Source organism: Synechococcus sp. YX-04-1 (assembly GCF_030546365.1).
GTDB lineage: Bacteria > Cyanobacteriota > Cyanobacteriia > PCC-6307 > Cyanobiaceae > Parasynechococcus.
In genome coordinates this window covers 41,928-67,040 of the sequence record NZ_JAUONZ010000005.1, presented here as the reverse complement: position 1 = coordinate 67,040, position 25,113 = coordinate 41,928, and the positions used below count along the sequence as shown (strand labels likewise).

Genomic DNA, 25,113 nt, shown 5'->3' with positions numbered 1-25,113 from the left:
TCAGACCGGATCGAAACGCACCGAAGTTCTACAGATTTTCAATCGCCGAGCAGCTCTTCCACTGAGGCGACCTTCTCAGCGAACGACTGCTGCCGATCGGTGCGGGTGTTGAGCTTGAGCGTTGTGTAGAGGCGCGGGACGCCCATGCCGTGCAACTCAGCGTGACAAGCCCGCACACAGTCCATGACCTCGTCCCACGGGCCTTCGATCGCCGTGCCATTGGGACCCAGCTGATGGCTCAAGCCGGTGGCAGCGATCACCCGCTCACAGGCTGCGATGTAAGGCGAAAGACTGACGCCGACACCGATCGGCACCACGCAGAGGTCAACACTGACCCACATCAGCCCGCTATCGCACTGGATCGGCTCAAGCAGCTCGGCGGATAACCAACGGTGCGCCAACTGCCGCTGTCAGTTCGCACTTCAACCGCAATGCCCTGCTGACCCATGGAACATCGGGAGCCTTGTCCCGTGCACCAATCGCTGGCATCAGCGAGGGCCAGTTCCAACGTGTCGTAGGGGGCGTCGAGCACCGGATGCGGTTGACCGTCGAGGCCAACCAACCGGTAGCGGGAGCGATGCTTGGCCATCGCAGTCCAATCCCGGAAGTGTCACCATCTTCCCATGGTCGGGGCCCAGCGGCATTCACACACTGGATCCAGCAACAGGACGGAAAGGGCATGAGTGAACAGCTGCAGCAGGCCTACAACGCCTTGATGGTGAAGGCTCCGGGGGCAGCATTTCAAAAAGCACGGGCCCTGTATCTCAACAAATATCCACTTCCCCAAGCCGACGGCAACGCTCCGCTGCGGCTCTACGTCTGCGATGAGCAGCTGGAGGAGTCGATTCAGCCCGCCAACGACGGCGATCCGAATCACCGCCTCGCGATTCTCCGCTCACGGCCGGGGCAGTTGGCCGTGGTGCACTGGCAACAGCCCCATCAGCCCGAGCCGGAGCAACTGCGCCGCTACCTGCAGGACATCTGGTCTCTCAACTTGGACGACCTGGAGATCGAGGCCCTCAGCACTCCTTGGTTCCGTGAGGGAGGACATCAGAGCCGCTTGGCAGCACCCACGGGGTTGAGCTGGCAACAACAAACCCTATTAACCCTCAAGGAAGAAAAGTAAAAGCAATTCCGCAGTTCGCGCCAAGCCGCAGCAAGGCACCGCTAGCGAACAGATAGAGCCCTCTCAGCCAATGCTCACTAAGTACGCCGAACGCTACGTGCTGCGCTCCTGTTCAGCCGGCGGCTATCTCGGCGTCAATGCCGTGGATCAACGCATCGAACGCCAAACGTCCCCTGACGACGCCTGGATCTTTCACACCCACGAAGGTGCCGTGAACCACGCCCGTTGGATCGGCGAAGTGCATGGGGAAACACCGGACGTGGTGAAGCTGGATCAGTGAATTGAACGGCGGTGGTGATCAGCCGTGGATGAAATTGCGCAGGCGCCGTGATTCGGCGGCTTGATCCTTCTGCAGCTCAGCTGCCGTTTGCACCTGGCATTCACGCTGCTGTGCCGCGAAGACATCCGCCTCACTCAAGGCAAAGCCATGCTCGGCAGCGAGCCCGAGAAACCGCTCAAGATCCATGGGCTGAGCAAGGGCCTTGGCCAGATCAGGGTCGCTGTCGCGAAGCGTCAGAAACCGATCCAGATCCTCAAGAGACATCCCGGCACAACTTGTTGAGTGCCCCCATTCAAGTCAGCATCGGCCCAAGTGGGGGAGGTTGGATGCTGTTGAAACTGATCAGCTGCGGCAGCCTGGCGCTGGTGAGTGTTCTGGTGGTGACCCTGCTGCAGGGATTGCGGCAGCACAACCAACGCATCCAGGCGCTGCAGGAACGGATCGATCAGCTGGAGGAGCGCGCGCCGAACCGTGCCCACAGTGCCTTGCTCAGCCAACAGATGGGTGTGATGCAGGAACGCATGGATGCCTTCGCAGCCGTACGCACCACGGCGGCTTCATCCCTTCACCGCATCCCCACTGGCATTGGGCAGGATGAAGCGCTGCAACAGCACAAACAAAACCAGCACCGGCAGGATTGAAACCACCGAGCCGGCGGCAACAATCCGCCAATCCAGCGAAAAGCTGCTGGAGAGTTGCTGCAGGCCCAGCGGCAAGGTGTAGAGGGATGGGTCGTCAAGGATCACCAGCGGCCAGAGGAAATCACTCCAGGTGCCGATGAAGACGAACATCGCCAGGGTGATCAGATCGGCCTTGGCGGCGGGGATCATCACGTTCCACCATTCCCCCAGACGGCTGCAGCCATCAATCCGTGCCGCCTCCTCCAGCTCCTTGGGAACGCCGAGGAAGCTCTGACGCAGCAGATAGAGACCAAAGGCTGTGGCCGCCTGGGGAATCACCAGGGCCAGCAGGGTGTTGCGCAGGCCCAGCTGCACCATCAGCAGATACAGCGGAATCATCACCACCTGAAACGGGATCAGGATCGTGGCCACCACCAAGCCCAGCACCAGGCCTCGGCCGGCAAAGCGCAACCTGGCTAGGGGATAGGCGGCAAGGGAGCAGAACAGCAGGTTGGCCAGCACCGCCAGGCCACTCACCACGGTGCTGTTGATCAGATAGGTGGTGAGGGGATTGTCTTGAAACAGCCGCACGTAGGCATCGAAGCTCGGCTGGGCGGGCAGCAACGCCGGCGGACTGCTGAAGATGTCTTCCGCTGGACCCTTGAGCGAGGTGCTCACCAACCAGAGCAGCGGGGTGAGCACCAGCAGGGCGAGAAGAATCAGCAGCACCAGCTGGAAAGCCCGGGCGGTGGAGGTGCGCATGGCGTCGGCTCTAGAGCGTCGGTCGGGTCTCCAGAACAACAGGATCCTTCTGCGGATGCAATGACTGGCGCTCCTCTCCGGCCACCAGGCGATTGAGGGCATTGACAAAGGCCATGGCCGCCGCCACCACCACATCGGTGTCGGCAGCGTGGCCGGAATAGAGCGCACCGTTGCGGCGCAGGCGAATGGTCACATCGCCCATGGCATCGATGCCTTCGGTCACCGACTTGACCGAGAACTCGATCAATTCATTGGGCACACCGGCCAGATCATTCAAAGCACGGCAGACGGCATCCACCGGACCAGTGCCCACCGCCGAACCTGTGGTCTCACTGCCTTCTTCATCGAGAAGGGTGACGGTGGCGGTGGGGCGCAGGCTGCTGCCACAGCTGACCTGTACAAATTTGAGCTGGAAGCGGGCTTCCGGCTGCTGCACCTGTTCGCTGACGATCGCCTCCAGATCACGGTCGGTGATCTCGCGCTTGCGATCAGCGAGTTCCTTGAAGCGGGCAAAGGCCTCATCGAGGTCCTCACGGGTGAGGTCGTAGCCCAGCTCCTCCAGACGGGCGCGAACGGCACTGCGGCCGCTCAGCTTGCCGAGGGAGATGCGGTTGTCGGACAACCCCACGGTCTTGGCATCGATGATTTCGTAGGTGAGCCGGTTCTTGAGAACGCCGTCCTGGTGGATGCCGGATTCATGGGCGAAGGCATTGGCACCAACGATGGCCTTGTTGGGCTGCACCACCATGCCGGTGAGATTGGACACCAAGCGTGAGGTCTTGGTGATCTCTTCGGTGCGCACGGCTGTCAGGGGCGTGGGGCTGTCTTCATCCCGACCAAAGAAGGGGTTGTAGTAACGACGGCGCACGTGCAATGCCATCACCAACTCCTCGAGGGAGGCATTACCGGCCCGTTCGCCGATGCCATTGATCGTGCATTCGAGCTGACGGGCGCCGTTCTTGACCGCCTCGAGAAAATTGGCCACAGCCAGGCCGAGATCGTTGTGGCCGTGCACGGAGATCACGGCATCGCCGATGTTGGGCACGTGCTGATTGATCCCTGCGATCAGGGCACCGAACTCCGACGGGGTGGTGTAACCGACGGTGTCGGGGATGTTGATCGTGGTGGCACCCGCAGCAATCGCTGCCTCAATCACCTCGTAGAGGAACTCCGGATCGCTGCGGCCAGCGTCTTCACAGGAGAACTCAACGTCTTCAACGAGAGAGCGGGCATAGCTCACCATCTCGGGAACAATGCCGAGCACATCGGCACGGCTCTTGCGCAGCTTGTGCTCGAGGTGGATGTCGCTGGTGGCGATGAAGGTGTGAATGCGCCGATGTGGTGCTGGCGCCACGGCATCGGCACAGGCCTTGATGTCGGCCCGCGAAGCACGGGCCAAGCCGCAGATGATCGGGCCGTTGTCGCCACCCACCTGCTGGGCGATCCGCTGCACGGCGGCGAAGTCCCCAGGACTGGCGAAAGGGAATCCCGCCTCGATCACATCCACACCGAGCCGCGCCAGCTGCTGGGCAATGGCCAGCTTTTCCTCCAGGTTGAGGCTCGCCCCGGGCGACTGTTCACCATCCCGGAGGGTGGTGTCAAAAATCAGGACGCGACCGGGGTCCTTGGCCATGGAAGAGGCTCCAGCGGAGGTCTTAGTCGGAATGACTATGAGTTAGTACATCCTAGTTCAGCCCCCGAGAGGGAAACGGATTAATGTCAGCCACCGTTTGGGCTTGTTCGTGACCAAAGGCGCTGTCGCCCTGGTGTTGCATGCCCATCTGCCTTACGTGCGATCGGCACAACCTGGCTCCCTGGAAGAGGATTGGTTTTTCCAGGCCCTGATCGAGTGCTACCTGCCCCTGCTGGAAACGCTGGAGCTGGCCAGCGCCGACCCCAACCAGCAGCCCAAACTCACCATCGGCTTGTCGCCGACGCTGCTGTCGCTGCTGAGTGATCAAGACCTCAAGCAGCGTTTCCCCCAGTGGCTGAACGAACGGCTGGATCTTCTGCCAAAAGCGGATCCATCGCTGCGTGAGGGCGCCGAGCACCTGGCGGCCGCGATCGAGCGGCATCGGCTGGCTTGGCGGTCCTGCGACGGTGACCTGATCCAACGCTTCGCTGCCCTGCAACGCGCTGGGGTGGTGGACCTGCTCACCTGCGGCGCCACCCACGGCTATCTGCCCCTGCTGCGCCATCACCCGGAAGCGGTGCGCGGCCAACTGCGCACGGCGGTGCGGGAACACCAACGCCTCGTGGGCGAACGCCCCTTGGGGATCTGGTTGCCCGAGTGCGCCTATTACGAAGGCCTGGATCGCTGGATGCGCGATGCCGGGCTGCGTTACGCCGTGCTGGATGGCCATGGGCTGCTGCATGGCCGACCCAGACCCCGCTACGGGGTGTACGCACCGATCTGCAGCCGCAACGGGGTGGCCTTCTTCGGGCGTGACAGTGATGCAACCCTGCCGGTTTGGTCGGCCAAGGACGGTTACCCCGGCGATCCCCACTACCGGGAGTTCCATCGCGATCTGGGCTGGGACCTGCCCATCGAAGAGCTGAAGCCCCTGGGGCTCGACCAACCCCGCCCGCTTGGCCTGAAGCTGCATCGGGTGACCGATCACAGTGCACCGTTGGACCGGAAACAGCCCTATGAACCGGGAGTGGCGGCTGAACGGGTGAAAGAGCATGCCGCCGATTACCTGCAGGGCCGGCGGCGGCAGTTGGATCAGCTCGGGAATGCCATGGAAGTGCCGCCGTTGCTGGTAGCCCCCTTCGATGCGGAACTGTTTGGCCACTGGTGGTTTGAAGGGCCGGCCTTTCTCAGTCAGCTGTTCCGGCAGGCCCCCCAGGAGGGGGTGGCCTTCACCCGGCTACGCGATGTGCTGAATAGCGTTGGCCAACTTCAGCTCTGTGATCCCTCCCCCTCCAGCTGGGGGCAAGGGGGCTATCACGACTACTGGCTGAACGACAGCAACGCCTGGATCATCCCGGAGTGGGAAAAGGCCAGCGCCGCGATGGTGCAGCGCTGCAGCCGCGGCGTGGGCAGCGAGCAGGCCATGCAATGGCTGCAGCAGGCGGCGCGGGAACTGTTGCTGGCGCAGTCGTCGGATTGGAGCTTCATCCTCCGAGCCGGCACCACCACCGAACTGGCCAAAGAACGGGTGGAGCGCCACCTGGGCCGCTTCTGGCAACTGATGCAGGCGATCGATGGCACGGCCGAGTTACCGGAGGGCTGGCTCGAGGAGGTGCAGACGGACGACCGCCTTTTCCCAATGATTCAGCCACTGGACTGGGCCCCGGTCCAGCCCACCGCACAGCCTTCTGCGCCCAGCGCACAAACAAACGCCTCCCCCAAATGAGGGAGGCGTGGATGCTCAGAACTCCCTCAACTGAGGGAATGGCTTCCTGATTACTGATCAGAACTGTCCCGTTCAGAACTGGAAGGTCACACCGCCGCTCGCACGCCAGGTCGTGCCCCGGTCGCTGGCCCAGAACTCCATACCACCTCTTCCGTACAGCTTCACCGAGATGCCGTTGACGTTCTGCACCGTGTAATCAAGGCCCGCCTCGATCAAGGCGCCGTTCTCGGTGCCCAACTGTGACTCGAAATTCACCGTCTTGTCGGTGAACTTGTAGCCAATCTCCTGGCCCTCGTTATTGGTGTTCCAATCGGCGAGCCAGGCCGCCCGCAGACTCGGCACCAACAGCGCCCGGTCGCCGGTGCGGATCGGCACCGACAGCTTCATGCCCAACTCCGTCTCAGCAAAGTTAGTCGTGCGGCTCTTGTACTTCAGCCGCAGATTCTTCTCGGAGCCATTGGTCTCTGCAAAGCCTTGTTCGTGGTTGCGGGTCCACACCACCTGGCCCTGCGGCTCGAGCACCACGCCACCAGTCTTGAACGGGGCACCAATCCGAAGTGCGCCCAGATAGCTGGTAACGCTCTTGTCACCCCGGGCTGTATTCCCGCCCAAGTCGTCGTTAATCCGCAGGATGTTGCGCGACTGCTCACCACTGAATTCACTCGCCCCCAGCAGGCCCTGCACATAGAAATGGCGAGTGGAGTACTGGGCCGTTAAGCCGCCGCCCCAGCCCTCGGGGTTCCAGCTGCCGCCACCGGTCTCGCCACTGTGCTGGTTCACATTCAGATCGCCGTAATTGGCATAGGCACCGATCTGGAACGTCTCGCTCAAGGCCACATCCACACCAAAGCTGGTGCCGTAGGCGTTCAAGTCGTAGTCGTTGTACAAAATCGACGACTCATCAGCCCGGCTGTTGCCGCCGAAGCCCTTCACCCAGGCGCTAACGCCATCACGTTTGGCCAGATCGAGTTCGTCATCCTGCAGATCGACAAAGCTCACATCACCAGCACCCTCCCCTTCCTCAACAACGGCCTTGTCTTGCAGATCCGCTTCGCTAGCCACCAGCTCCTCGAACTGACGCAGCGGTTGCCGCTCAAACACCGCATCCACCAGCAAGTTGTTATGCAGCGCTAAGCCACGGCCAGCAGCATCCACATTCCGGGGCGCTAAGCCGCTACTCACCAACCGCGCCAATTGGCCGTAATCAAAGCCAAAGGGAAGATCAAGTTCATCATCATCTAGACCATCATGTAAACCGTCGATGATTTCACCAGCGACCTCTTCTTCTTCCTCCAAGGCCTGATCATCATCACCATCGATATCACTAATCACGTCGCACAGATCATCACCCACATCACAACCTGGCAATTGGTCAAGTTCACCATCGCCATCGGCATCGGGATCACCAGATTCATCATCATCACCCTTGAGATCCTCCTTTAAGTCGCCGAGATCTTTTTGGACGACAACCATCTTCAACGAACCTTCTTCGAGCCGCACATCAGAGAGGGCAGCCGCCGCTAGAGGTTCATCAACACCATCGAATCGAGCAACGCGGTAAACACGCTCGCCGATCGTGACAAGATCGTCATCACCTTCAGCAATCTCATCCGCCAAAGCAGGAACAAGCAGATAGGTATTTTTGGCGAGTTGATCAGCATTTTCAACCTCACCATCAATCACATTCCAGGTACCTTCTTGCTGACGCGAAGCATCATCAGCCATGACCATATACAACCTGGCATCACCAGGATCCTTACGATTGGCGAACACAAATGACGCGGCTTGATCCATCTGGATAGGAGCTGTTGCATCTGTTCCAGAGTCAAGGAATGCAGCAATCCGTCCTTGATCGAGTTCAAGCAACTCTTGAATCCTTACTGGAGCCAAAGACGACACCGTCAATGTGGCGTCGGCATCACCAGAAATCTTGAGACTCTTCAGGTAAGCGCTGTAACCGGTATTCCCAGGAGCTGCTTGTCTAGAGAAGGTACTGAGATCAAGAACTCCATTACCAGAAATTGTGAAGTCTGAATTGGGACTCAGGGCCGCAGATCCAGCTGCAATCAACCTGCCATTCTTCACAAATGTGGGAGAGGAATAGGTGTTCACACCGGAAAGAGTGAGATCTTGATCAGATGTTTTCGTAATGGAGCCAAGACCAGGCAAACCAGCATCATCAATCGTGCCCGCAAAAATGCCCGATTTAATTTCTAAATCAGCGCCCTCTGGCTCATCATCGGAGGCAGCCATCGGATCCATTTCCGTCATCAAGAAAAGATCACCACCTCCTGAGAGGGAATTAATGGTTTGATCAAATCCCTGTAGATACAAACCACCACCCTTTTCAAGCACAACAGACGACTCTTCAGACAGGGCGAAATCATTTTCGGCGAAAAGAGTTGCTCCATCCTGAATCAAGGTTTTACCGCCATAGCTACTCTTGCCTGAAAGACGTACTTCACCCTGAGCATTGAGTTGGGTGCTAGCACCATGAATACCGTCAATCACGCCTAGGGATGCATCAGAAGCAACCTCGATACTGAGAGCATTACGTCCACCATCGATCCGCTGGAACGTCGCTCGACTCACAGAGGTTGCGTTATTCAACGCACGGTCAAGCGCAGTCGTCTTAACTTCGATCGTGCCGGCTGCCGTGGTGTCGGGGAAAACACCAAAGTCATCTTCCAAGGAATTAACGGCATACGACCATGTGCCGCCCAACTGATGAATCGCCTCAATATCAACAATGCCACCAACAATCAACTCACCACTTTGATTCGTTTCTGACTGTCCCAAAAAGATGGTTTCTTTCTGCGTTGGCAGATCGTTCTTGGCCTTGCCGAGCTCAGAACGGAAACGATTACGCAGCTCATTCCCACCCTCGACCAACACAGCACGAAGAGATCCCTCCTCAACACGAATGTTGTTGGTACTTCCTCGACCCAAAGAGACAACCCCCGCTTCAACTCGCGCTCCTTTTGTAATAACGATTTCTTGATCTTTATCTTTTCCACCCGTAATACCAACACATTGGGTATATTCATTAAATTCCTTGCTTTTACCTCGCACCTGGCAATTCTGACCCTGCGGGAAAATCCATTGATCCTCTTCAACATCAAGCTTGATCGCAGCAAAATTGACCAGCTGAGACTCCTTTAATCCGGAGGAACTGATAGAGGAGTCAGAACGTGGATCAACGCCCTGCCTAAAGATGTTGAGGCCTTGAACAGGCTGACCAAGCTCCAAGACCAACTCCTCACCACCATCAATAATGGAATCACCGATGTCAAACGTGCCGCGGCTCAGGATGAGATCATTGCCACCACCAAGTTGGATTGAGGTTTTATCGCTTGTTGTGGTCTGAATAATTCCACTGTTCAAGATGACATCATTATTCAAGCCCATGGTGATTTTCTCAGCCACCAATGATCCGGGCTCAGGCTCAGCACCCACACGATTGGATTTTTCGTATTCAATAACGTCTCGTAGGTTGCGGATGTTGATCAGCGCATGACCACCGGTTGCATTCACATCATCTTGATACTTGAGCTCACCAGCGATCTCGATGGTGCCGCCCAAATTTTTCAGAGATCCCTGGGCTTGGATTTGGCGCAGCGGTGAATCTTCATCAAGCACTCCACGACCCTCCAGAACATCCAACAAGCGCTTCATGCCATTGTTGACCGTGAGCGAATCAATCTGAACATCACCAGCATTAGCAAGACTTGTAATTGAGAGATCACCGTTCTCAAATTGGCCCTCTTTGCCAACAAGCAAGCGTTTTGCAAAATTTTGTGCAATGGTTCCCGTCGATCCATCACCAATCGCCAAACGACCACGAACCAAGGTGGGTGATTCAGGGCTGATCGCATCGGCATAAAGCGTTTGAAGACTGCCATCTGTCATCACCACCGTGGCGCCTCGGTAGGTACTCGGTGTTTGATCACTTTGCCCCTCTACATCACCTAAAACCATTTCACCATTGTTGAGAATGGCTGCTTTATTCGATATTTCCGTGAGCGAACTGTCATGCAATCCCTCGAGGATGGTGAGCTTGCCATCCTGTCGTGCACCAACCAACAGACGACGATCACCAGCAGCAGTAATCGATTTAAACGTCACCTCATCAATATCGTCCTGTTCGCCATCATCTTTAATTGAAGTGTCGTCAGCAGATCGTGTTGTTGTCACGATGCCCTGGGCATCAAGATCAATATCACCAAAATCACCTTCATAACCCCACATGCCGCCCAGTTGGAGCGCTTTGGAATAGCCCTCAGTTTCATCGACCTTCAAAGAGCCTTTGACAGCACTGCTGGAGATCTGTTCAACCAAGGAAGTTGATCGATCAAGTGATATAGACGAAGGATCGATCGAAGCACCAATCTTAAGCTCCGGATTCTGGCCGATATCCTCCAGATCAGTTGCATGCAGAAGATCAGCATCCAGGAATCCATTCACAACATGTATCGAAGCAATATTATGAATCGCCTGTGCATTCACAGATGCGGAAGAAGAATTATCGCCAACAACCAAAGAGTCGAAAGAGTTGTTAACAGTGCGATCAAAAGTGATATCACCAGAATTGACATTAATTCGCTCACTTCCAATAACTCCATCGATCAATCCAGCCGTCAGAGATCCACCATCAAGCACTTCAATGCTGTTACGACTAGAGCGTCCCAGCTCCATCACGCCAGTTTCAACATTGGCGCCATTCGTTATTTTTAAAAACTGAGGCTTTTTCTTTTGACCAACAATACCGACACAATCAGTTTTATCCTCACTAAAAATGCGGCCATCGCCAGTCACACGGCAGTCGTTGCCCTGCGGGAAGATCCAGTCACCTCCAGCCTCTAACTTAATAGCAGCAAAATTGACTAGTTGAGACTCTACTAAACCCGATGAATTGGAAGAAGGGTTTTCAGAATTAATGGAGAGGCGATCATACCCTTGTCTAAAGATATTAAGGCCCTTAACGGTACGAGTATCGCGGTTAAGAATCGAACCCGTAATTTCTAGCTTCTCACCACCATCAATGATGGATTGCCCAACATCAAAGCTCCCGCGATTCAAAATTAGATCGTTACCACCACCAAGGTTGATTGAGGTCTCACCTGCATTTCTTATTGTGGTCTTGATTGTTCCACTGTTGGAGATGATATCTCTATTCTCCCCCATAGTAATTTTTTGAGCCGTCAATGTTCCGGGCTGAGGCTTTTCACCACGACGATCACCATTTAAGTATTGAATAACTTCCCTGAGATTACGAACATTGATAAGTGCATGCCCATCCGTTGCGTCGTCATTGTCTTGGTACTTGAGTTCACCAGCGATCTCAATCTCGCCACCCAAATTTTTCAGCGATCCCTGCGCTTTAATTTTGCGTATTGGCGCATTAGCATCAAGACCCTGACGAACCGCCAAAACATCCAACAATCGCTTCATCCCGTTGTTGATCGTGAGCGAATCAATCTTCACATCACCAGCATTAGCAAGACTTGTAATTGAGAGATCACCGTTCTCAAGTTGGCCCTCTTTGCCAACAATCAAACGCCGACCAAAATTCTGGCTAACGCCAGAATCACTTTCTTCACCAATCTGAAGCAAGCCTCGAACCAGTGTGGGTGATTGAGGACTAATTGCATCATTTTCAAGGGTCTTGATTGCCCCATCCTTCCCTACAACTGTGAGACCTTGATATGTGCTTGGGTTCTTGCCACCCGAGGCACCCAAGACCACAGCTCCATTGGAAATCAGAGAAGCCTTTGATGCATTCAGGAATCCAGAATCGGGTGACCATGAATCGTGAATGCCATTGGTGACGGACAGCACCCCATCCTTTCTCGCACCAACAAGAAGCCGACGGGAACCATCTGCTGTGATCGACTTGAACGTTGCGGATGATTCTGCATCATCGTTACCATCACCAACGACGACAACACCTTGGCCAGAGAGATCAGTGGATGAGTAATCGCCTTCATAACTCCACAGCCCACCCTTTTGCTTGATCGTCGCAATGGATTGGTCAGACGCACCAATGGACAAGCGGCCTGACGCGACCTGATCCAAATCAGCACCACTGCCAGGACTGACCATTGATTCACGCAACGTTTTTAGTGACGCGTCGGAGGACACCTCAAGTGGTGCGCCAAGAATGAATTCGTGGGTTTTACCCTTGGGATTTGACTGGAGAGCAGCAACATCCAGTGATCCTTGCCTTAGGTGAATTGTTGAATCACCATTCAGTTGGAGCAGGCCAACATTGATACCGTCCTCAGAATCTTTAATAGTGGTGTCGGAACTAAAATTTAGCTCGTAGTTGGTAGCCGTAGAAACAATCGATCCGTATTCTTGGTAAATAAAATTATCAACATCACGGCTAGCAGCAGTGATAATCAGGCTCGCCTTATCACCAAGATAAGCAAGGCCCTCGCCTTTCAAGTCAACAATCTCGAAGCCTTGAACATTGGATGAATCAAAGGAAAGCGATGCATTTTGATTCCAGAAAACGTCGAATTCACCAGATCCACCATCAATCTTTTCTCCAGCATCTAAATTGATTGAGGCCCGATTACCAATCCGAATCAGATCATTACCAGCATCCAGATCAATTGAGCCGCCAAGCGTCAGCGATCCTTGAACATCCAGCTTGTCATGCAGTGACGACGCAGGTTTAACAGCTTTCCCATCAAAATCTCCACCCTGAATTCCCTCCGACAAAGTCAAAGATGCCCCCTCTGCGATCTCAACAAGAGCACGGTCAATAGATAGAGACTTGAATTTATTACTACCTAAAAACTGTAGTTTGACATCATCAATTCCAGCGTGATTAACCTCAACAAAGGCGCCAGCCTCACCATCAATATCTTGAATGACATTATCTAAGTTTTTTGAATTTGATTTTGAAACAACAACTTTGTTTCCTGCGGACAAGCTGCCATTGCGAAGAGCACCACTATGAAGGGTGATTTTGTCGACATCTTGGGAGGTGCTGCCTAAATCAATCGTTGATAACCGTGACCCACCGTTAGCAATCAGTGGCGTTGCTTTCCTGAGCTTTCCATCCGAACCGAGACGAAGGGTTCCATTACGAACACTTGTACGACCAGTATGGTTCAAAGTTCCATGGATTGTTGTTGTCTTCGTACCGTGCTTATGCAATTCCCCATTCCCTGAACTATCTCCGTAGTAATCAACATCCGTATTCAACTTACCAAAACTTAGAACAACACCGTCACCAACAATCACTTCACCAGTATCTTCAGAACTCAACAGTTGGCCAATATCCTGGCTGAACTTCAAATTCAATTCACCGTCAACTTGATAGGATGCCCTACGGCTTAAAATCCATGCTTGAGCATCAAGTAAAGTTCCAGACTCATCAATTTTTGTTGTACCGCTATACGTGCTCAGTGTTGTCTGACTTCCCAAACCATCTACAGGATGATGTTCAAACACACCCAATTCAGGGTCGCCGCCCAGTGTGGCTGTTGCCGAATCAGAAATTGTGAAGTCGACATTATCCCCATGAATGGCTCGAACAGAAAAATTCGTTCCCTGATCCAGTGAGATTATCTGTGAATCACCTTGTCCCAGATCTAAATCACCAACAATCTGTAGATCAGCGCCATAACCCAGATCCTTATAGTCTTCAAGCCGTAACGCATCGTTCGAAGCGCCTAATTCAACGGAACCCCAAATCGCGACGGGCTGCGTACCATCGCTCTTCTTTTTCACCCAAATACTATCTTTACCTTTACTACCGACAATGGCGGCATAACCATATCCACCGTCGTCCCAACGACAGCCATAATCACTGCGGCCTGTTGTCGACTTTTTACCACCACAATTCTCTAAGTCTTCTTTGACCCCCCAACCCAAAGAATTGCGGTAAGAAACCACCGCGTTTCCAAACAAATTGAGCTTATTGACATCAGTGTCTAGAGAATTATCATTTTCGATCTTGATTGCTGTGCCTAGGGCAAGCCGATCATCGAGAACACCAATTCCACGCGATTTACCATTATTGCTTGCACCACCTCCTTGAAAAGTAACCGTATCACTTCCCTTACCCATCACAATATTTCCACGAATAACACCCTGGTTCCCTAACTCGTCATCACCCGATTCTCCATAAAAACTACCTCTGAGATAACTTTCTTGGTGATTGGTGAATTTATCATCTCCAGACCCCATAAAAACATTGACTGTATAATTTCTATTGGCATCCTTACTGTTTGCCTCCGGCAAATTACCACCTGTTTTTCCATTCGCTAGATCACAGGTATTTCCAGATTTATACCCATTAAATCCATCATCAGCGGCACCAGCCGTCACACATCCAAGCCAACTTCCAGATCTACGGTCCGGCCCCTCACTTAAGCCGTTATTAAGAGTGTCATTACCACCTTGAAAACGAAGCTGCAAATGATTACCAGTTCCTGATTCACCAGGCCCTACAACCAAACCATTGTTGAACATTGAATCGGCGCCATTTCCGAACACTATTTGCGGTCGAATGGAGTAGCACGTTTCTTTACCTGACCCTTCTTTGCAGTTATCTTTGTAGGAGGCGTCATATTCGGTCGGCAATGCACCGGAAAAACTAGCCACCAATAGGCTGCCATTCTCGACAGTTAATTCATTGATTGAATCATCGAATTCAATAATTGGTGAAGCATGGTTTTCGATCTTAGCTATCGTGCCTTCCGATGAGGCTTCCTCACCAGGTGTCCTTGGGCCATACTCTGTATGTACATCATGTCCAGTAACCCGTAAAGCAGTACCACCTTTTACGGATAGGTCATGTCCAAGTCTGAGAGATACTGAAGCCTCAGATGGATCCATACCATCAGGATTAATATTCTCACCATTAATATCCAACTGACCTCCTTCAACAATCAAGGATCCATAGGCATTTTTTCCCGACAGGATTAATTTTCCAGAACCATCCTTGATGAAGGTTCCTTGCAAAGAATTAGCTTCAGGACCGCCAAGAATGGACCCTTCAAACTCAGGATTTTTACCCTCCGGGACATTAACACTGAGGTGCGCATTATCTGTATTTAAGACAATTCTTCCTTCCCCTTCGATAGAGCTAACGGTATTGAGGACGCCAACTGTATCTGGTCCTCCCATCAAGCGCAGTGTTGCGCCTTTATTTACCGTTACCTCAGTTGTGCTAGGGGTGGATGTGGTATCTGCAAAACGCAGTTCACCCGCCTCAATGATCGTTGCTCCCTCATAGGTTTGAGGTTTTACACCGCCAAGGCGGAGAAAGCCCTTGCCATCCTTAATCAGACCGCCTTCACCAGAAATTATACTTCTCGCGAAGACTTCAGTACTACCATCTTTAACCCTAATAGTTGAATTAACACCTTCACCTTCTAAGACAGCGCCATTTTTTAGATCAATATAGTTGCCATTCAGATCCAATTCACCACCAGCCAAGGTGATTTCTTCATTGATCTTTGCGTCGTTACTTGCTGAACCCTGAGGTGTTGACTGGCCACTGACGGAAATTCTCAGAACGGCACCCTTTTCAACACGGGTGCCTGCATCAGCAGAACCCAAGCCGTTGACATTGGTAATTTCAAGAACACCCTCTGTAACTGTCGTAGGGTTGATATAAGAGTTGTCGCCCTGAAGAGAGGTCAATCCTATGCCCTCAAAAGACAGTGGGCTGGGATTTTCAGATGTATTAGCAATCGATTGAATCGCCCCCTGCAGAACAAGATTTTTCCCCTCATTATCAACCACTCCACCTTGATCCGTAACAAAAAACTGATTGGACAATTCAACCTGATTTTCATTTGACTTATCAGCAGAAAGCTCCCCACCATCTAACAGCGGCACATAATAATCCGAAGAAACTTTTTGACCATCCCAACGACAGAGATCATCTTTAGGAAGAATCTTTGATGTACTTACCGTTTTACCTTGCGAAATCGTATTGACCTCACAACCACCAAAGGCTTGGATTCGGCCCGCACCACCACCCACACCAATCGTGTGATAGGAAATATTATTGTAAAAATAAAGGAGGCCCTCACCAGCTGTTGAATCTTTATCTACATCTGGACGTTGATTGCCATCGGGCAATTCATTTCCATCGTGGCGGCCATAGACAAAACCACCTCCATTATCATATCCATAAAGGTTGATATTGTCAGAAGCATCTAACTTATCCCTAAGCCGAGTTTTAGCATATTGTTGGTAGCCAGCAGAAAGCCCTTGAGCTAGCTCAACATTATTTCTCCAAGGAAAGAATTTGCCAGTTGTCTCTGCTTCTTCATACCATTTGCCGACAGAAATTCCCGGAAGATTCCCCTCATTGACTTGTGGTCTTGACCACATGGAGTAAGAAATTCCAAAAAATGTTTTACCGTCCTCACCAGGCAAGATTACTTTGTATTCATCTGGCAATTCATACACGTCAACCTGTTTAGAGTTGACAATTGGATCTCGATCAACGGGGGGCTTTTCACCGGAAATATTTTCTTCAGACTCGCATTCCTGGCCAGATTGATTATTGTTATTTTTGTCATTATTGCAAGTACCACCACCCGGTGGCTTATTACCATTACCTCCTTTATCGGCGATTAAAACTTCTTCAGAGCTGAATTCTTCAGCAAAAGCATTAAATGTATTATCGGCAATATCCTTAAAACCCTGAGGAGCAGCTTCAGCGCTTTGCGCTAACGACACACTGATCGCTCCACACGCAGCGAGAGCACTGAGCCAATAACGCGCTGCCATGCAAAGAACACTTGATCAATTGCTTCTTAGACCGTATGCAGGTGATGGAGGGTCCGAAAAGAACAAGTCTCATGAGACTTAGTAGCAACTGTTGTATTCAGGCTTATCTCGGCAGCAGCCACAGCTGAATTCAATCCACAACGAACGCTTCGCCGTCAACATCGAAACGGATCACCGGGAGCGAACCAAGCTCTGCGCGGATCTCAAAAACGTGGAGCTTGATCCTGCGCCGCCCCCAGCACCAGCCCCTGCCGCAACTGCCAAGGCGATAGGGCAAACAAGCGCAGCATCACCGCCATCAAGCGTGGCAGCGGCAACGTGTTGGTGAGAAAGCCAAACCACTCCTCCCGCGGCAGGGAGAAGAACGTTGAGAAGTGGGTGCGCAACAACGCTTCGTTGAACCCCATCAAGCGGCCCAGGCCAAATTGATAGAGCTGATGGCGCAGCACCAACTCGATCGGCCAGAGCGCCTGCCAACCCCGTTGCGCCAAAGCAGCTGAGCCAAGGTTTTGATTGGCGAGAGCTTCGGAAATGGCCTGGGCCAGATCAGGTCCGCGGCGCAACAACGATCCCACCATGTAGCCCGAGGCCGGATGCACCATGCTCGCTGCACCTCCAAAAGCCAGCACCGGCTGGCTGCGATCCGGCAGCGGCAGATTCATCGGGAAGAGGCAGAACTCCTCATGGATCACCTCGGTGATCTCCACGCCGCGCAGATCCAGGCGCTGTTGGAGCCGTTGCTTAAGCACGTCGTAGGGAACACCGGGCGCCAAAGCGAGCGAAGTTTCTTCCACGAAGAACACCCCATCACCCAGATCCATCGCATACAAGAACGTGGGTGGTTCGCTGCGCTGCTCCGCGCTGAGGTGATCACAGCGGTAGTCCATCAACACAAACCGGCCCGCCTCAATGGGCGGTTTGGAGAAACGCCCGACCACGCCATAGGCCGCCTGGCCCGCCACCGGCCCCTGATCCGGGCGACGAATGTGGGGCGTGCGCGAACCGGAGGCATCAATCACCAAGCGCGCCTGCAATGTGGTTCCCGATCCACAGCTGACGCTGGTGGTTGAACCATTCAGCTCCACCCGTTCGGCCGTGTCTTGATGCCAGACCACGCCATCGACCCGCTCAAGCCAGTAACGCTGCAAGGCAGCCCGATCGAACAGGCCGTAGTCGATCCCGTGGGTATGGCTCTGATCCTGAGCCCTTGAACCGCCGTCGCCGAAATAACTGACGGTGTCGCTCCAGCGGTGCTCCAGCAAGTGCTCGAGCCCAACCATCTTCAATTCATCGGCCCAGATGCCGTAGGTGTTCGGCCAGGGATTGACGACTGGGTCGGGGGCAATGCCGGCAACCGCCACGCCCCGTTGGTTCAGTTCCGAGGCGATGCAGAGGGCAGCAGGACCACCCCCCAGCACAAGCACATCCACCGGCTCAGCCAAGGTCAGCTGTCCTGCGCTTCAGCTTCAGTGTCGTTGGACTCGGTGTCGTCAGCGGAGTCGTCGTCCGCTTCCGGCGGCACCAACACCACCTTCAGCAGCCGGTCGCCCTTGTCGAGCTTCTGCAGACGCACCCCTGTGGCCGCACGGGATTGCTGGGGAATGGCATCGGCGCTGGTGCGCACGATCACCCCCTTCTCGCTCACCAGCAGCAGCTCTTCACCGGCACCGAGCACGCTCAGCCCCACCAGCTGATCGGCGTCAGTGCGGAACTTCATCGCCCGCAGGCCCATGCCGGCCCGCTTCTGCAAGCGGAATTGCGTCACCGGCACCCGCTTGCCCAGACCCGAAGCCGATGCCACGAGCACCCAGGGCCCCTCGGTGGCGGCATCCTCTTCTTCCTCTGCGCTGGCGGCCACCTGATCGGCGAGTTCCACCGGAAGCACATCCATGCTCACCAGGGCATCGCCATCGCGCAGGTTCATCGACCTCACGCCGCGGGCCGTACGGCCCAGAGGCCGCAACTCCTCATCACTGAGGCGGAAGTGGATGGTCATCCCGGCTTTGGAGCCGATCAAGACGCTGTCGCCGGGCACCGCCAGGCGCACCCAGGTGAGGGCATCGCCTTCCTCCAGGTTGATGGCGATCAGACCATTGGAGCGGATGCTGCTGAAGGCCGAAAGGCGGGTGCGTTTGATGAAGCCACCTCGGGTGAGCATCAGCAGATCGGTGTCGTCGCTGAACTCCGACACCGGAATCAACGTGGTGATCGCCTCTTCCCGGGGAATCGGCAACAGCTGCACCACCGGGGTGCCCTTTGCCGTGCGGCTGCACTGGGGCACGCGGTAGGCGGGGAGCGCATACGACACACCGCGGTCGCTGAACAGCACCAAGGTGTCGTGGTCGTTGCAGCTGATGAACAGCTTCACCGCATCCTCACCCTGGCTGCGGGTTCCGGCCTTGCCGCGGGTGCCGCGACTGGTGGCCTCGAATTCGCTCACCGGCATCCGCTTGAGGTAACCGGTCTCAGTGAGCAGCACCACCGAACGCTCATTGGCGATCAGATCAATGTCGGAGAGCCCACCGCCGAGGTCAAGGATCTCCGTGCGACGAGGGATGGGGTAGCGCTCCTGCAGCTGACCGAGCTCGTCCTGGATGATGCCGAACACCCGCTCACGCCGGCCAAGGATGTCCTTGTAGTCGGCGATCTTGGTGACCAGATCCTCGTGTTCAAGACGGATCTTGTCGGCCTCCAGAGCCGTCAGACGACGCAGCTGCATCTGCAAGATGGCGTCGGCCTGGACGTCGGAGAGGCCATGGCGCTCCTGCAGCTGTTGCCGAGCCGTGGCCGTATCGGGAGCAGCCCGAATCAAGGCAATGATCGGATCCAGCTGATCAAGCGCCAGCAGCAGGCCCAGCAGGATGTGGTCGCGCTCTTCCGCCTTGCGCAGCAAGTAGCGGGTGCGGCGCTCGATCGTCTCGACCCGGAAGTCGAGGAACACCTCGAGCATCTTGCGCAGGGTGAGCAGGATTGGCTCGCCATTCACCAGCGCCAACATGTAGGCGCTGAAGTTGCTCTGCAGCGGGGTGAGCTTGAACAGGTTGTTCAGCACCACCTGCGGGTAGGCGTCACGGCGCAGTTCCACCACGATCCGCATGCCATCGCGGTCGCTTTCGTCGCGGATGTCAGAGATGCCCTCGAGCTTTTTGTCGTTGACCAGCTCTGCGATGCGCTCGATCAGCGCCGCTTTGTTGGTTTGATACGGCAACTCCGTGATGATCACGGCATCGCGATCGGGGCGTCCCGGCACCTCGAGCGTTTCAATGTTGGCCACTCCGCGCATGGTCACCGAGCCGCGGCCGCCCAGGTAGGTCTCGCGGATGCCTTCACGCCCCAGGATTTGACCACCGGTGGGGAAATCCGGGCCAGGGATCAGTTGGATTAACTCCTGATCGGTGATCTCCGGGTTCGCGATCAACGCGAGTAAGCCATCAATCAGCTCATTGAGGTTGTGGGGCGGAATGTTCGTCGCCATCCCCACGGCGATGCCCGCTGAACCATTCAGCAGCAGCTGCGGGATCCGAGCCGGAAGCACGGTCGGCTCCTGCTGGGAGCCGTCGAAGTTATCGGCGAAATCAACCGTCTCCGCCTCGATGTCTTCCAGGAGGCTGTCGGTGGTCAGCGCCCGCAACCGCGATTCGGTGTATCGCATGGCCGCCGGTGGATCGTTGTCCACCGAGCCGAAATTGCCGTGCCCATCAATCAGGGGCATCGACATGGAGAAGTCCTGGGCCATGCGCACCAGGGCGTCGTACACGGCGGTGTCGCCGTGGGGGTGATATTTGCCGAGCACTTCGCCCACCACACGGGCGCATTTGCGGTAGGGCCTGTCGCTGGTGAGGCCCAGCTCATACATCGCGTAAAGGATCCGGCGATGCACCGGCTTGAGGCCATCGCGGGCATCGGGCAAGGCCCGACCCACGATCACACTCATCGCGTACTCCATATAGGAGCGCGACATCTCGTTGCGTAAGTCCGTCTGAATGATCCGATCGTCGGAACCGCCGGGACCGCCGCCTCCAGGCCCCAAAGAATCCGTCATACGTGCATCAGACGTCCTTTATCAGTCTATCTCGGACGGTGGAAGCAACAGAAAAGTCCGGATAAAATCCCGATGCTTTCCACTGACGTGATGGGTCCTGTCGACGAGCCGCGCCCTGAAGCCGAAATCCCAGGCAGCGACCCCACGCCAACCCCGGAACCCACTCCTGCGCCCACGCCGGAGCCTGAACCGACGCCGGCACCCACTCCTGCCCCAACACCCGCGCCCACTCCTGCGCCCACGCCCGACCCGGTGATCGCCTCCACCGTGTCGATCCCTGCTCAGGAGAGCACCGATCAGGACGGCGATCCATTGGACGGTGGCGAATGGGAGCTGCTGGTGGGCAAAGTGAAGGACTGGCTCGAGCAGAACGATCTGGCTGAGCTCTGGAGCAAGGCCCAGCTGCCCCTGCGGGTGGTTGGCGGCCTGATCGTCTTCAGCCTGGTGGCGACGGTTTATTCCGGTGTGCTCAGCACCATTAACAGCATCCCTCTGGTGCCAGGCCTGCTGGAGCTGGCCGGCGTGATCTGGTTGGTGAACTTCGCCCTGCGCAACCTGATTCGCAACAGCGACCGGGACAACTTCATCAAGGGGGCCCGCTCAACCTGGAGCCGTGTGACAGGCCGATCAAGCTGAGGCGATCATCCCGATTGGTAGCTTGATCTGACTTTATTGAAGTCGCGCGGTGGACATTCAGCTCGGACGCTCCAAGACCGTTCGCCGGGCCTACGGAATCGATGAAATCGCTCTGGTGCCTGGGGGTCGCACGGTGGACCCCGAGGTCACCGATACCCGTTGGACCCTGGGGGGAATCGAGCGCGAGATCCCCATTATCGCCAGCGCCATGGACGGCGTGGTGGACGTGGGCATGGCCGTTCGCCTGTCCCAACTGGGCGCCCTCGGCGTGCTCAACCTTGAGGGTGTTCAGACCCGCTACGAAGACCCCAACCAGGTTCTGGATCGCATCGCCGCCGTTGGCAAGGACGAATTCGTCCCGTTGATGCAGGAGATCTACAGCCAGCCGGTTCAAGAGGCGCTGGTCCGCAAACGCATTCAAGACATCAAGGCCCAGGGAGGCATCGCTGCCGTCAGCGGCACACCAGTGGCCGCCATGCGTTTCGGCAAGGCCATTGCCGAAGCCGGAGCCGATCTCTTCTTCGTGCAGGCCACCGTGGTCTCAACGGACCACACCGGACCTGAAGGCCAAGAAACCCTGGATCTGGAAGCCCTTTGCCGCGACATGGGCGTTCCCGTGGTGATCGGCAACTGCGTCACCTATGACGTGGCCCTGCAGCTGATGCGCGCAGGCGCAGCCGGTGTGATGGTGGGCATTGGCCCCGGTGCCGCCTGCACCTCCCGCGGCGTTCTCGGCGTGGGCATTCCCCAGGCCACGGCGGTTGCCGACTGCGCCGCCGCCCGGGCTGATTACGAAAAGGAAAGCGGTCGCTATGTGCCGATCGTTGCCGACGGTGGCATCGTCACCGGTGGTGACATCTGCAAGTGCATCGCCTGCGGCGCCGACGCCGTGATGATCGGCTCGCCCATCGCCCGTGCTGAGGAGGCTCCCGGCCGGGGCTTCCACTGGGGCATGGCCACCCCAAGCCCGGTGCTGCCCCGCGGCACCCGCATCAATGTGGGCAACACCGGCAGCATCGAACGCATCCTCCGCGGCCCGGCCAAGTTGGACGACGGCACCCACAACCTGCTGGGCTGCCTGAAGACATCCATGGGCACCCTGGGAGCCCAAACCATCAAGGAGATGCAGCAGGTGGAGGTGGTCGTAGCACCCTCCCTGCTGACGGAGGGCAAGGTCTACCAAAAGGCCCAGCACCTCGGAATGGGCAAGTAGAGCAGCGCTAAATTGGAGGTGTGCGGGCTTCGGCCCACACACTCCTCACACCCCCCGGCCCGGCGCGATCGGGCTTTCACTCTTTGTGGAGAGCGACTGTCACAGATCCCTTCCCAGCAGGGAAGAGCTGTGTGTTCGCTTGAAACCGTTGCTAAATTCTCCCTAAATCTTCCTGCTCATATGTCCAGCGCTGCTGCTGTCACCGACGCATCCTTCGAGCAGGACGTGCTCCAAAGCGACGTGCCCGTTCTCGTGGACTTCTGGGCTCCCTGGTGTGGACCTTGCCGCATGGTGGCTCCGATCGTTGAGGAAATCGCCAAGGAATTCGAGGGTCAGATCAAGGTGTTCAAGCTCAACACCGACGAGAATCCCAACGTTGCCAGCCAGTACGGCATCCGCAGCATCCCGACCCTGATGGTGTTCAAGGGCGGGCAGAAGGTGGACACAGTTGTGGGCGCTGTTCCCAAGGCAACCCTCTCAGGCACCATCTCCAAGTACCTCTGAATCCGTCTCCAGAACGGATCAACCGGTTGAGTCTGAACCTCGGGTTAATCGATTACGGCATGGGCAATCTCCACTCCGTGGAGAAATGCCTTGAGCGGCTTGATCAAGGCTGCTCACTGATCCAGCACGCCGAAGATCTGGACGGAATTGATGCGCTGATCCTGCCGGGGGTCGGCGCCTTTGATCCGGCCATGGCCAACCTCAGGGCCACGGGGCTCGTGCCCCATCTGCTGCGCTGGGGGCAAGAGGACCGCCCCTTGCTTGGCATTTGCCTTGGCCTGCAGCTGTTGTTTGAACAGAGCGACGAAGGCAACGATCCAGGCCTGGGGCTTCTGGCCGGACGGGTGGAACGCCTTCCCAACAACAGCGGCGAGCGCATCCCCCACATGGGCTGGGCCCCGTTGAAGCATCACGGCAACTGCCCGCTGCTCAACAGCGAAGCCCTGTCGGAATGGGTGTATTTCGTGCACAGCTATGCCGCCGTTCCCACCGACCCGAAAAACCTCAAGGCCTCGGCCCCCTTCGGCGATCAGGAGGTCACCGCTGTTGTCTGGCGGGGTCGAGTCGGCGCCTGCCAGTTCCATCCGGAGAAGTCGTCCGATGCCGGGGAACAGATGCTCAAGCGCTGGTTGATCTGGCTGCGCAACGGGGCTGCGCCCTTCCCATGAGCGGTGGCGGGCAACTGCGTCTCAGCGGTGGTCGACGTCTGCTGAGCCCAGGGGGACGCACCGCGCGGCCCACCACCTCCAGGGTGCGCGAGGCCGTGATGAACATCCTTGCCCCGCAGCTGCATGATTGCCGTTGGCTCGACCTCTGCAGCGGCAGCGGCGTGATGGGCTGCGAGGCGTTGCAGCGGGGTGCCAGCTGTGTGGTGGCCGTCGATCAAGATCCGCAGTGCATCCGCGTCAGCCGCTCCAACCTCAGTGCGGTGGCAGCAAGCCGATCACCGGCTCCGGAGATCCGCACCGAACGGCGGGAGCTGATCGGATGGCTGCGCAAAGGGTGGAGCAAGGCCCCCTTCGACATCGTCTACTTCGACCCCCCCTACGACCAGGGCCTCTACGAACCCTGCTTTCTCGCCCTCGCCCAGGGGAATTGGCTTCACCAGGACTCTCTGGTGGTGTGTGAACACCGCTCCAACCTGAACCCCTTACCAGGTGCAGGTTGGACGGTTGTGGATCAGCGCCGCTATGGCATCAGCAGCGTGCTGCTGCTCAACCCCCCAGAGCGCTGCCACCACGGCGGTACTGGTTCCATGCCGCAACGAACAGACCCATCAGCGTGACGGGGATCAGACCCAGAACGATGCCGCAGAGCAGAGGTTCGATCATTGATTCGCGTCAGCAATCAGAATTAGGGAGAATTCTCTCATTGGAACTCCAGGTCTGTGGTCCAGCCGTCACGAATTGCGGCCGAATCGGCATCAGCTGATGCAAATGATTCGAGCGATCGGGGTCGCGGCCTGATCGCGGCCCTTGTGGTGTCGGCTGCCACAGCCTGCGTGGTGCTGGTGCTCTGGGTTCTGGGGAGCGCCCAGCAGGACCCCTACATCAAGGCCAGCCTTGAATTGCAAGGGGCCGTTGACCACGGCGGACAGCTGTTCCGGATCAATTGCGCTGGTTGTCATGGTCTTGCCGGCCAGGGATTGGTGGGCCCTCAACTTCAGGGCGTCAGCAACCAGCTCAAAGACCCCGTTCTGGTGCACCAGATCATCAGCGGCGAGACTCCCCCCATGCCGAGCTTTGAGATGGAACCACAATCCATGGCCGACCTGCTGGCCTACCTGCACACCCTCAGCTGAGCCGCT

Annotated in this window: 18 protein-coding genes and 1 pseudogene; 10 read left to right on the top strand and 9 right to left on the bottom strand. The window is 56.2% G+C overall.

Annotated elements, in window-relative coordinates:
* Positions 1-38: 38 nt before the first annotated feature.
* A complete protein-coding gene (locus Q3Y53_RS09735; protein WP_226424364.1) occupies positions 39-341 on the bottom strand; it encodes an MTH1187 family thiamine-binding protein in 303 nt (100 codons plus the stop codon).
* Positions 341-589 carry a hypothetical protein gene (locus tag Q3Y53_RS09730; RefSeq protein WP_226424365.1) on the bottom strand — a complete coding sequence of 83 codons (249 nt, stop codon included), beginning with the start codon at positions 587-589 and terminating at the stop codon, positions 341-343. Before Q3Y53_RS09730 ends, Q3Y53_RS09735 begins: the two co-directional genes overlap by 1 nt.
* Before the next feature lie 90 nt (positions 590-679).
* Between Q3Y53_RS09730 and Q3Y53_RS09725 the strand changes: the two genes are divergently transcribed.
* Both Q3Y53_RS09725 and Q3Y53_RS09720 read left to right on the top strand, forming a co-directional pair.
* Positions 680-1,126: a hypothetical protein gene (locus Q3Y53_RS09725; RefSeq protein ID WP_303535481.1), complete on the top strand. Its 447-nt coding sequence runs from the start codon at positions 680-682 to the stop codon at positions 1,124-1,126.
* Positions 1,127-1,196: 70 nt separating this feature from the next.
* Positions 1,197-1,406 (top strand): hypothetical protein, encoded by a 210-nt coding sequence (locus Q3Y53_RS09720; RefSeq protein WP_303535479.1) that lies wholly within the window; start codon positions 1,197-1,199, stop codon positions 1,404-1,406.
* A gap of 18 nt (positions 1,407-1,424) precedes the next feature.
* Here Q3Y53_RS09720 and Q3Y53_RS09715 read toward each other — a convergent pair whose 3' ends face one another.
* Positions 1,425-1,670, bottom strand: a complete 246-nt coding sequence (locus tag Q3Y53_RS09715; RefSeq protein WP_226424368.1) for a Nif11-like leader peptide family RiPP precursor — start codon at positions 1,668-1,670, stop codon at positions 1,425-1,427.
* 62 nt (positions 1,671-1,732) lie between these two features.
* Between Q3Y53_RS09715 and Q3Y53_RS09710 the strand changes: the two genes are divergently transcribed.
* Positions 1,733-2,047, top strand: coding sequence for a hypothetical protein (locus tag Q3Y53_RS09710; RefSeq protein WP_226424369.1), 315 nt, complete (start codon positions 1,733-1,735; stop codon positions 2,045-2,047).
* Here the strand turns inward: Q3Y53_RS09710 and Q3Y53_RS09705 are convergent.
* Both Q3Y53_RS09705 and Q3Y53_RS09700 read right to left on the bottom strand, forming a co-directional pair.
* Positions 1,964-2,788, bottom strand: coding sequence for a carbohydrate ABC transporter permease (locus Q3Y53_RS09705; RefSeq protein ID WP_303535476.1), 825 nt, complete (start codon positions 2,786-2,788; stop codon positions 1,964-1,966). The genes Q3Y53_RS09710 and Q3Y53_RS09705 overlap by 84 nt on opposite strands.
* Before the next feature lie 10 nt (positions 2,789-2,798).
* On the bottom strand, positions 2,799-4,421 hold the full coding sequence (locus Q3Y53_RS09700) for a 2-isopropylmalate synthase (protein WP_226424371.1): 1,623 nt from the start codon (positions 4,419-4,421) through the stop codon (positions 2,799-2,801).
* A 109-nt stretch (positions 4,422-4,530) separates the two neighbouring features.
* Between Q3Y53_RS09700 and Q3Y53_RS09695 the strand changes: the two genes are divergently transcribed.
* Complete coding sequence (locus Q3Y53_RS09695) at positions 4,531-6,147, top strand: glycoside hydrolase family 57 protein (RefSeq protein ID WP_303535473.1); 1,617 nt, start codon at positions 4,531-4,533, stop codon at positions 6,145-6,147.
* Positions 6,148-6,219: 72 nt separating this feature from the next.
* Here Q3Y53_RS09695 and Q3Y53_RS09690 read toward each other — a convergent pair whose 3' ends face one another.
* The 3 genes from Q3Y53_RS09690 to gyrA form a co-directional block, all read right to left on the bottom strand.
* Positions 6,220-16,911, bottom strand: a complete 10,692-nt coding sequence (locus Q3Y53_RS09690) for an autotransporter outer membrane beta-barrel domain-containing protein (protein WP_303535471.1) — start codon at positions 16,909-16,911, stop codon at positions 6,220-6,222.
* A 203-nt stretch (positions 16,912-17,114) separates the two neighbouring features.
* Entirely contained in the window at positions 17,115-18,353 is a 1,239-nt protein-coding gene (gene crtL, locus Q3Y53_RS09685; protein ID WP_303535469.1) for a lycopene beta cyclase, read from the bottom strand.
* 2 nt (positions 18,354-18,355) lie between these two features.
* Positions 18,356-20,953 carry a DNA gyrase subunit A gene (gene gyrA, locus Q3Y53_RS09680; RefSeq protein WP_226424376.1) on the bottom strand — a complete coding sequence of 866 codons (2,598 nt, stop codon included), beginning with the start codon at positions 20,951-20,953 and terminating at the stop codon, positions 18,356-18,358.
* Positions 20,954-21,025: 72 nt separating this feature from the next.
* On the opposite strand from gyrA, the gene Q3Y53_RS09675 reads away from it, so the two are divergent.
* From Q3Y53_RS09675 to rsmD, 5 genes and pseudogenes are all read left to right on the top strand, one after another.
* The gene (locus tag Q3Y53_RS09675; RefSeq protein WP_303535466.1) at positions 21,026-21,589 is read left to right on the top strand and encodes a CAAD domain-containing protein; all 564 of its coding nucleotides are present in this window, start codon (positions 21,026-21,028) and stop codon (positions 21,587-21,589) included.
* A 49-nt stretch (positions 21,590-21,638) separates the two neighbouring features.
* Complete coding sequence (locus Q3Y53_RS09670; protein WP_303535464.1) at positions 21,639-22,802, top strand: GuaB3 family IMP dehydrogenase-related protein; 1,164 nt, start codon at positions 21,639-21,641, stop codon at positions 22,800-22,802.
* Positions 22,803-22,982: 180 nt separating this feature from the next.
* Positions 22,983-23,306 carry a thioredoxin gene (trxA, locus tag Q3Y53_RS09665; RefSeq protein WP_009790257.1) on the top strand — a complete coding sequence of 108 codons (324 nt, stop codon included), beginning with the start codon at positions 22,983-22,985 and terminating at the stop codon, positions 23,304-23,306.
* Positions 23,307-23,332: 26 nt separating this feature from the next.
* Complete coding sequence (gene hisH / locus Q3Y53_RS09660) at positions 23,333-23,974, top strand: imidazole glycerol phosphate synthase subunit HisH (RefSeq protein ID WP_303535462.1); 642 nt, start codon at positions 23,333-23,335, stop codon at positions 23,972-23,974.
* Positions 23,971-24,507 (top strand): annotated as a pseudogene (gene rsmD, locus Q3Y53_RS09655) (16S rRNA (guanine(966)-N(2))-methyltransferase RsmD); the annotation flags it as partial. The gene hisH and the pseudogene rsmD, both read left to right, overlap by 4 nt.
* A gap of 13 nt (positions 24,508-24,520) precedes the next feature.
* On the opposite strand, the gene petG reads toward rsmD, so the two are convergent.
* Complete coding sequence (gene petG, locus Q3Y53_RS09650; protein ID WP_071823076.1) at positions 24,521-24,637, bottom strand: cytochrome b6-f complex subunit V; 117 nt, start codon at positions 24,635-24,637, stop codon at positions 24,521-24,523.
* Between the two features lie 56 nt (positions 24,638-24,693).
* Between petG and Q3Y53_RS09645 the strand changes: the two genes are divergently transcribed.
* A complete protein-coding gene (locus Q3Y53_RS09645; protein ID WP_025362444.1) occupies positions 24,694-25,107 on the top strand; it encodes a c-type cytochrome in 414 nt (137 codons plus the stop codon).
* Positions 25,108-25,113: the final 6 nt, after the last annotated feature.

Excerpts from the sequence above, each read along its gene's own strand:
- Q3Y53_RS09735 (WP_226424364.1), bottom strand. The coding sequence starts at position 341 with ATGTGGGTCAGTGTTGACCTCTGCGTGGTGCCGATCGGTGTCGGCGTC.
- Q3Y53_RS09730 (WP_226424365.1), bottom strand. The coding sequence starts at position 589 with ATGGCCAAGCATCGCTCCCGCTACCGGTTGGTTGGCCTCGACGGTCAA.
- Q3Y53_RS09725 (WP_303535481.1), top strand. The coding sequence starts at position 680 with ATGAGTGAACAGCTGCAGCAGGCCTACAACGCCTTGATGGTGAAGGCT.
- Q3Y53_RS09720 (WP_303535479.1), top strand. The coding sequence starts at position 1,197 with ATGCTCACTAAGTACGCCGAACGCTACGTGCTGCGCTCCTGTTCAGCC.
- Q3Y53_RS09715 (WP_226424368.1), bottom strand. The coding sequence starts at position 1,670 with ATGTCTCTTGAGGATCTGGATCGGTTTCTGACGCTTCGCGACAGCGAC.
- Q3Y53_RS09710 (WP_226424369.1), top strand. The coding sequence starts at position 1,733 with ATGCTGTTGAAACTGATCAGCTGCGGCAGCCTGGCGCTGGTGAGTGTT.
- Q3Y53_RS09705 (WP_303535476.1), bottom strand. The coding sequence starts at position 2,788 with ATGCGCACCTCCACCGCCCGGGCTTTCCAGCTGGTGCTGCTGATTCTT.
- Q3Y53_RS09700 (WP_226424371.1), bottom strand. The coding sequence starts at position 4,421 with ATGGCCAAGGACCCCGGTCGCGTCCTGATTTTTGACACCACCCTCCGG.
- Q3Y53_RS09690 (WP_303535471.1), bottom strand. The coding sequence starts at position 16,911 with ATGGCAGCGCGTTATTGGCTCAGTGCTCTCGCTGCGTGTGGAGCGATC.
- gyrA (WP_226424376.1), bottom strand. The coding sequence starts at position 20,953 with ATGACGGATTCTTTGGGGCCTGGAGGCGGCGGTCCCGGCGGTTCCGAC.
- Q3Y53_RS09675 (WP_303535466.1), top strand. The coding sequence starts at position 21,026 with ATGCTTTCCACTGACGTGATGGGTCCTGTCGACGAGCCGCGCCCTGAA.
- trxA (WP_009790257.1), top strand. The coding sequence starts at position 22,983 with ATGTCCAGCGCTGCTGCTGTCACCGACGCATCCTTCGAGCAGGACGTG.
- petG (WP_071823076.1), bottom strand. The coding sequence starts at position 24,637 with ATGATCGAACCTCTGCTCTGCGGCATCGTTCTGGGTCTGATCCCCGTC.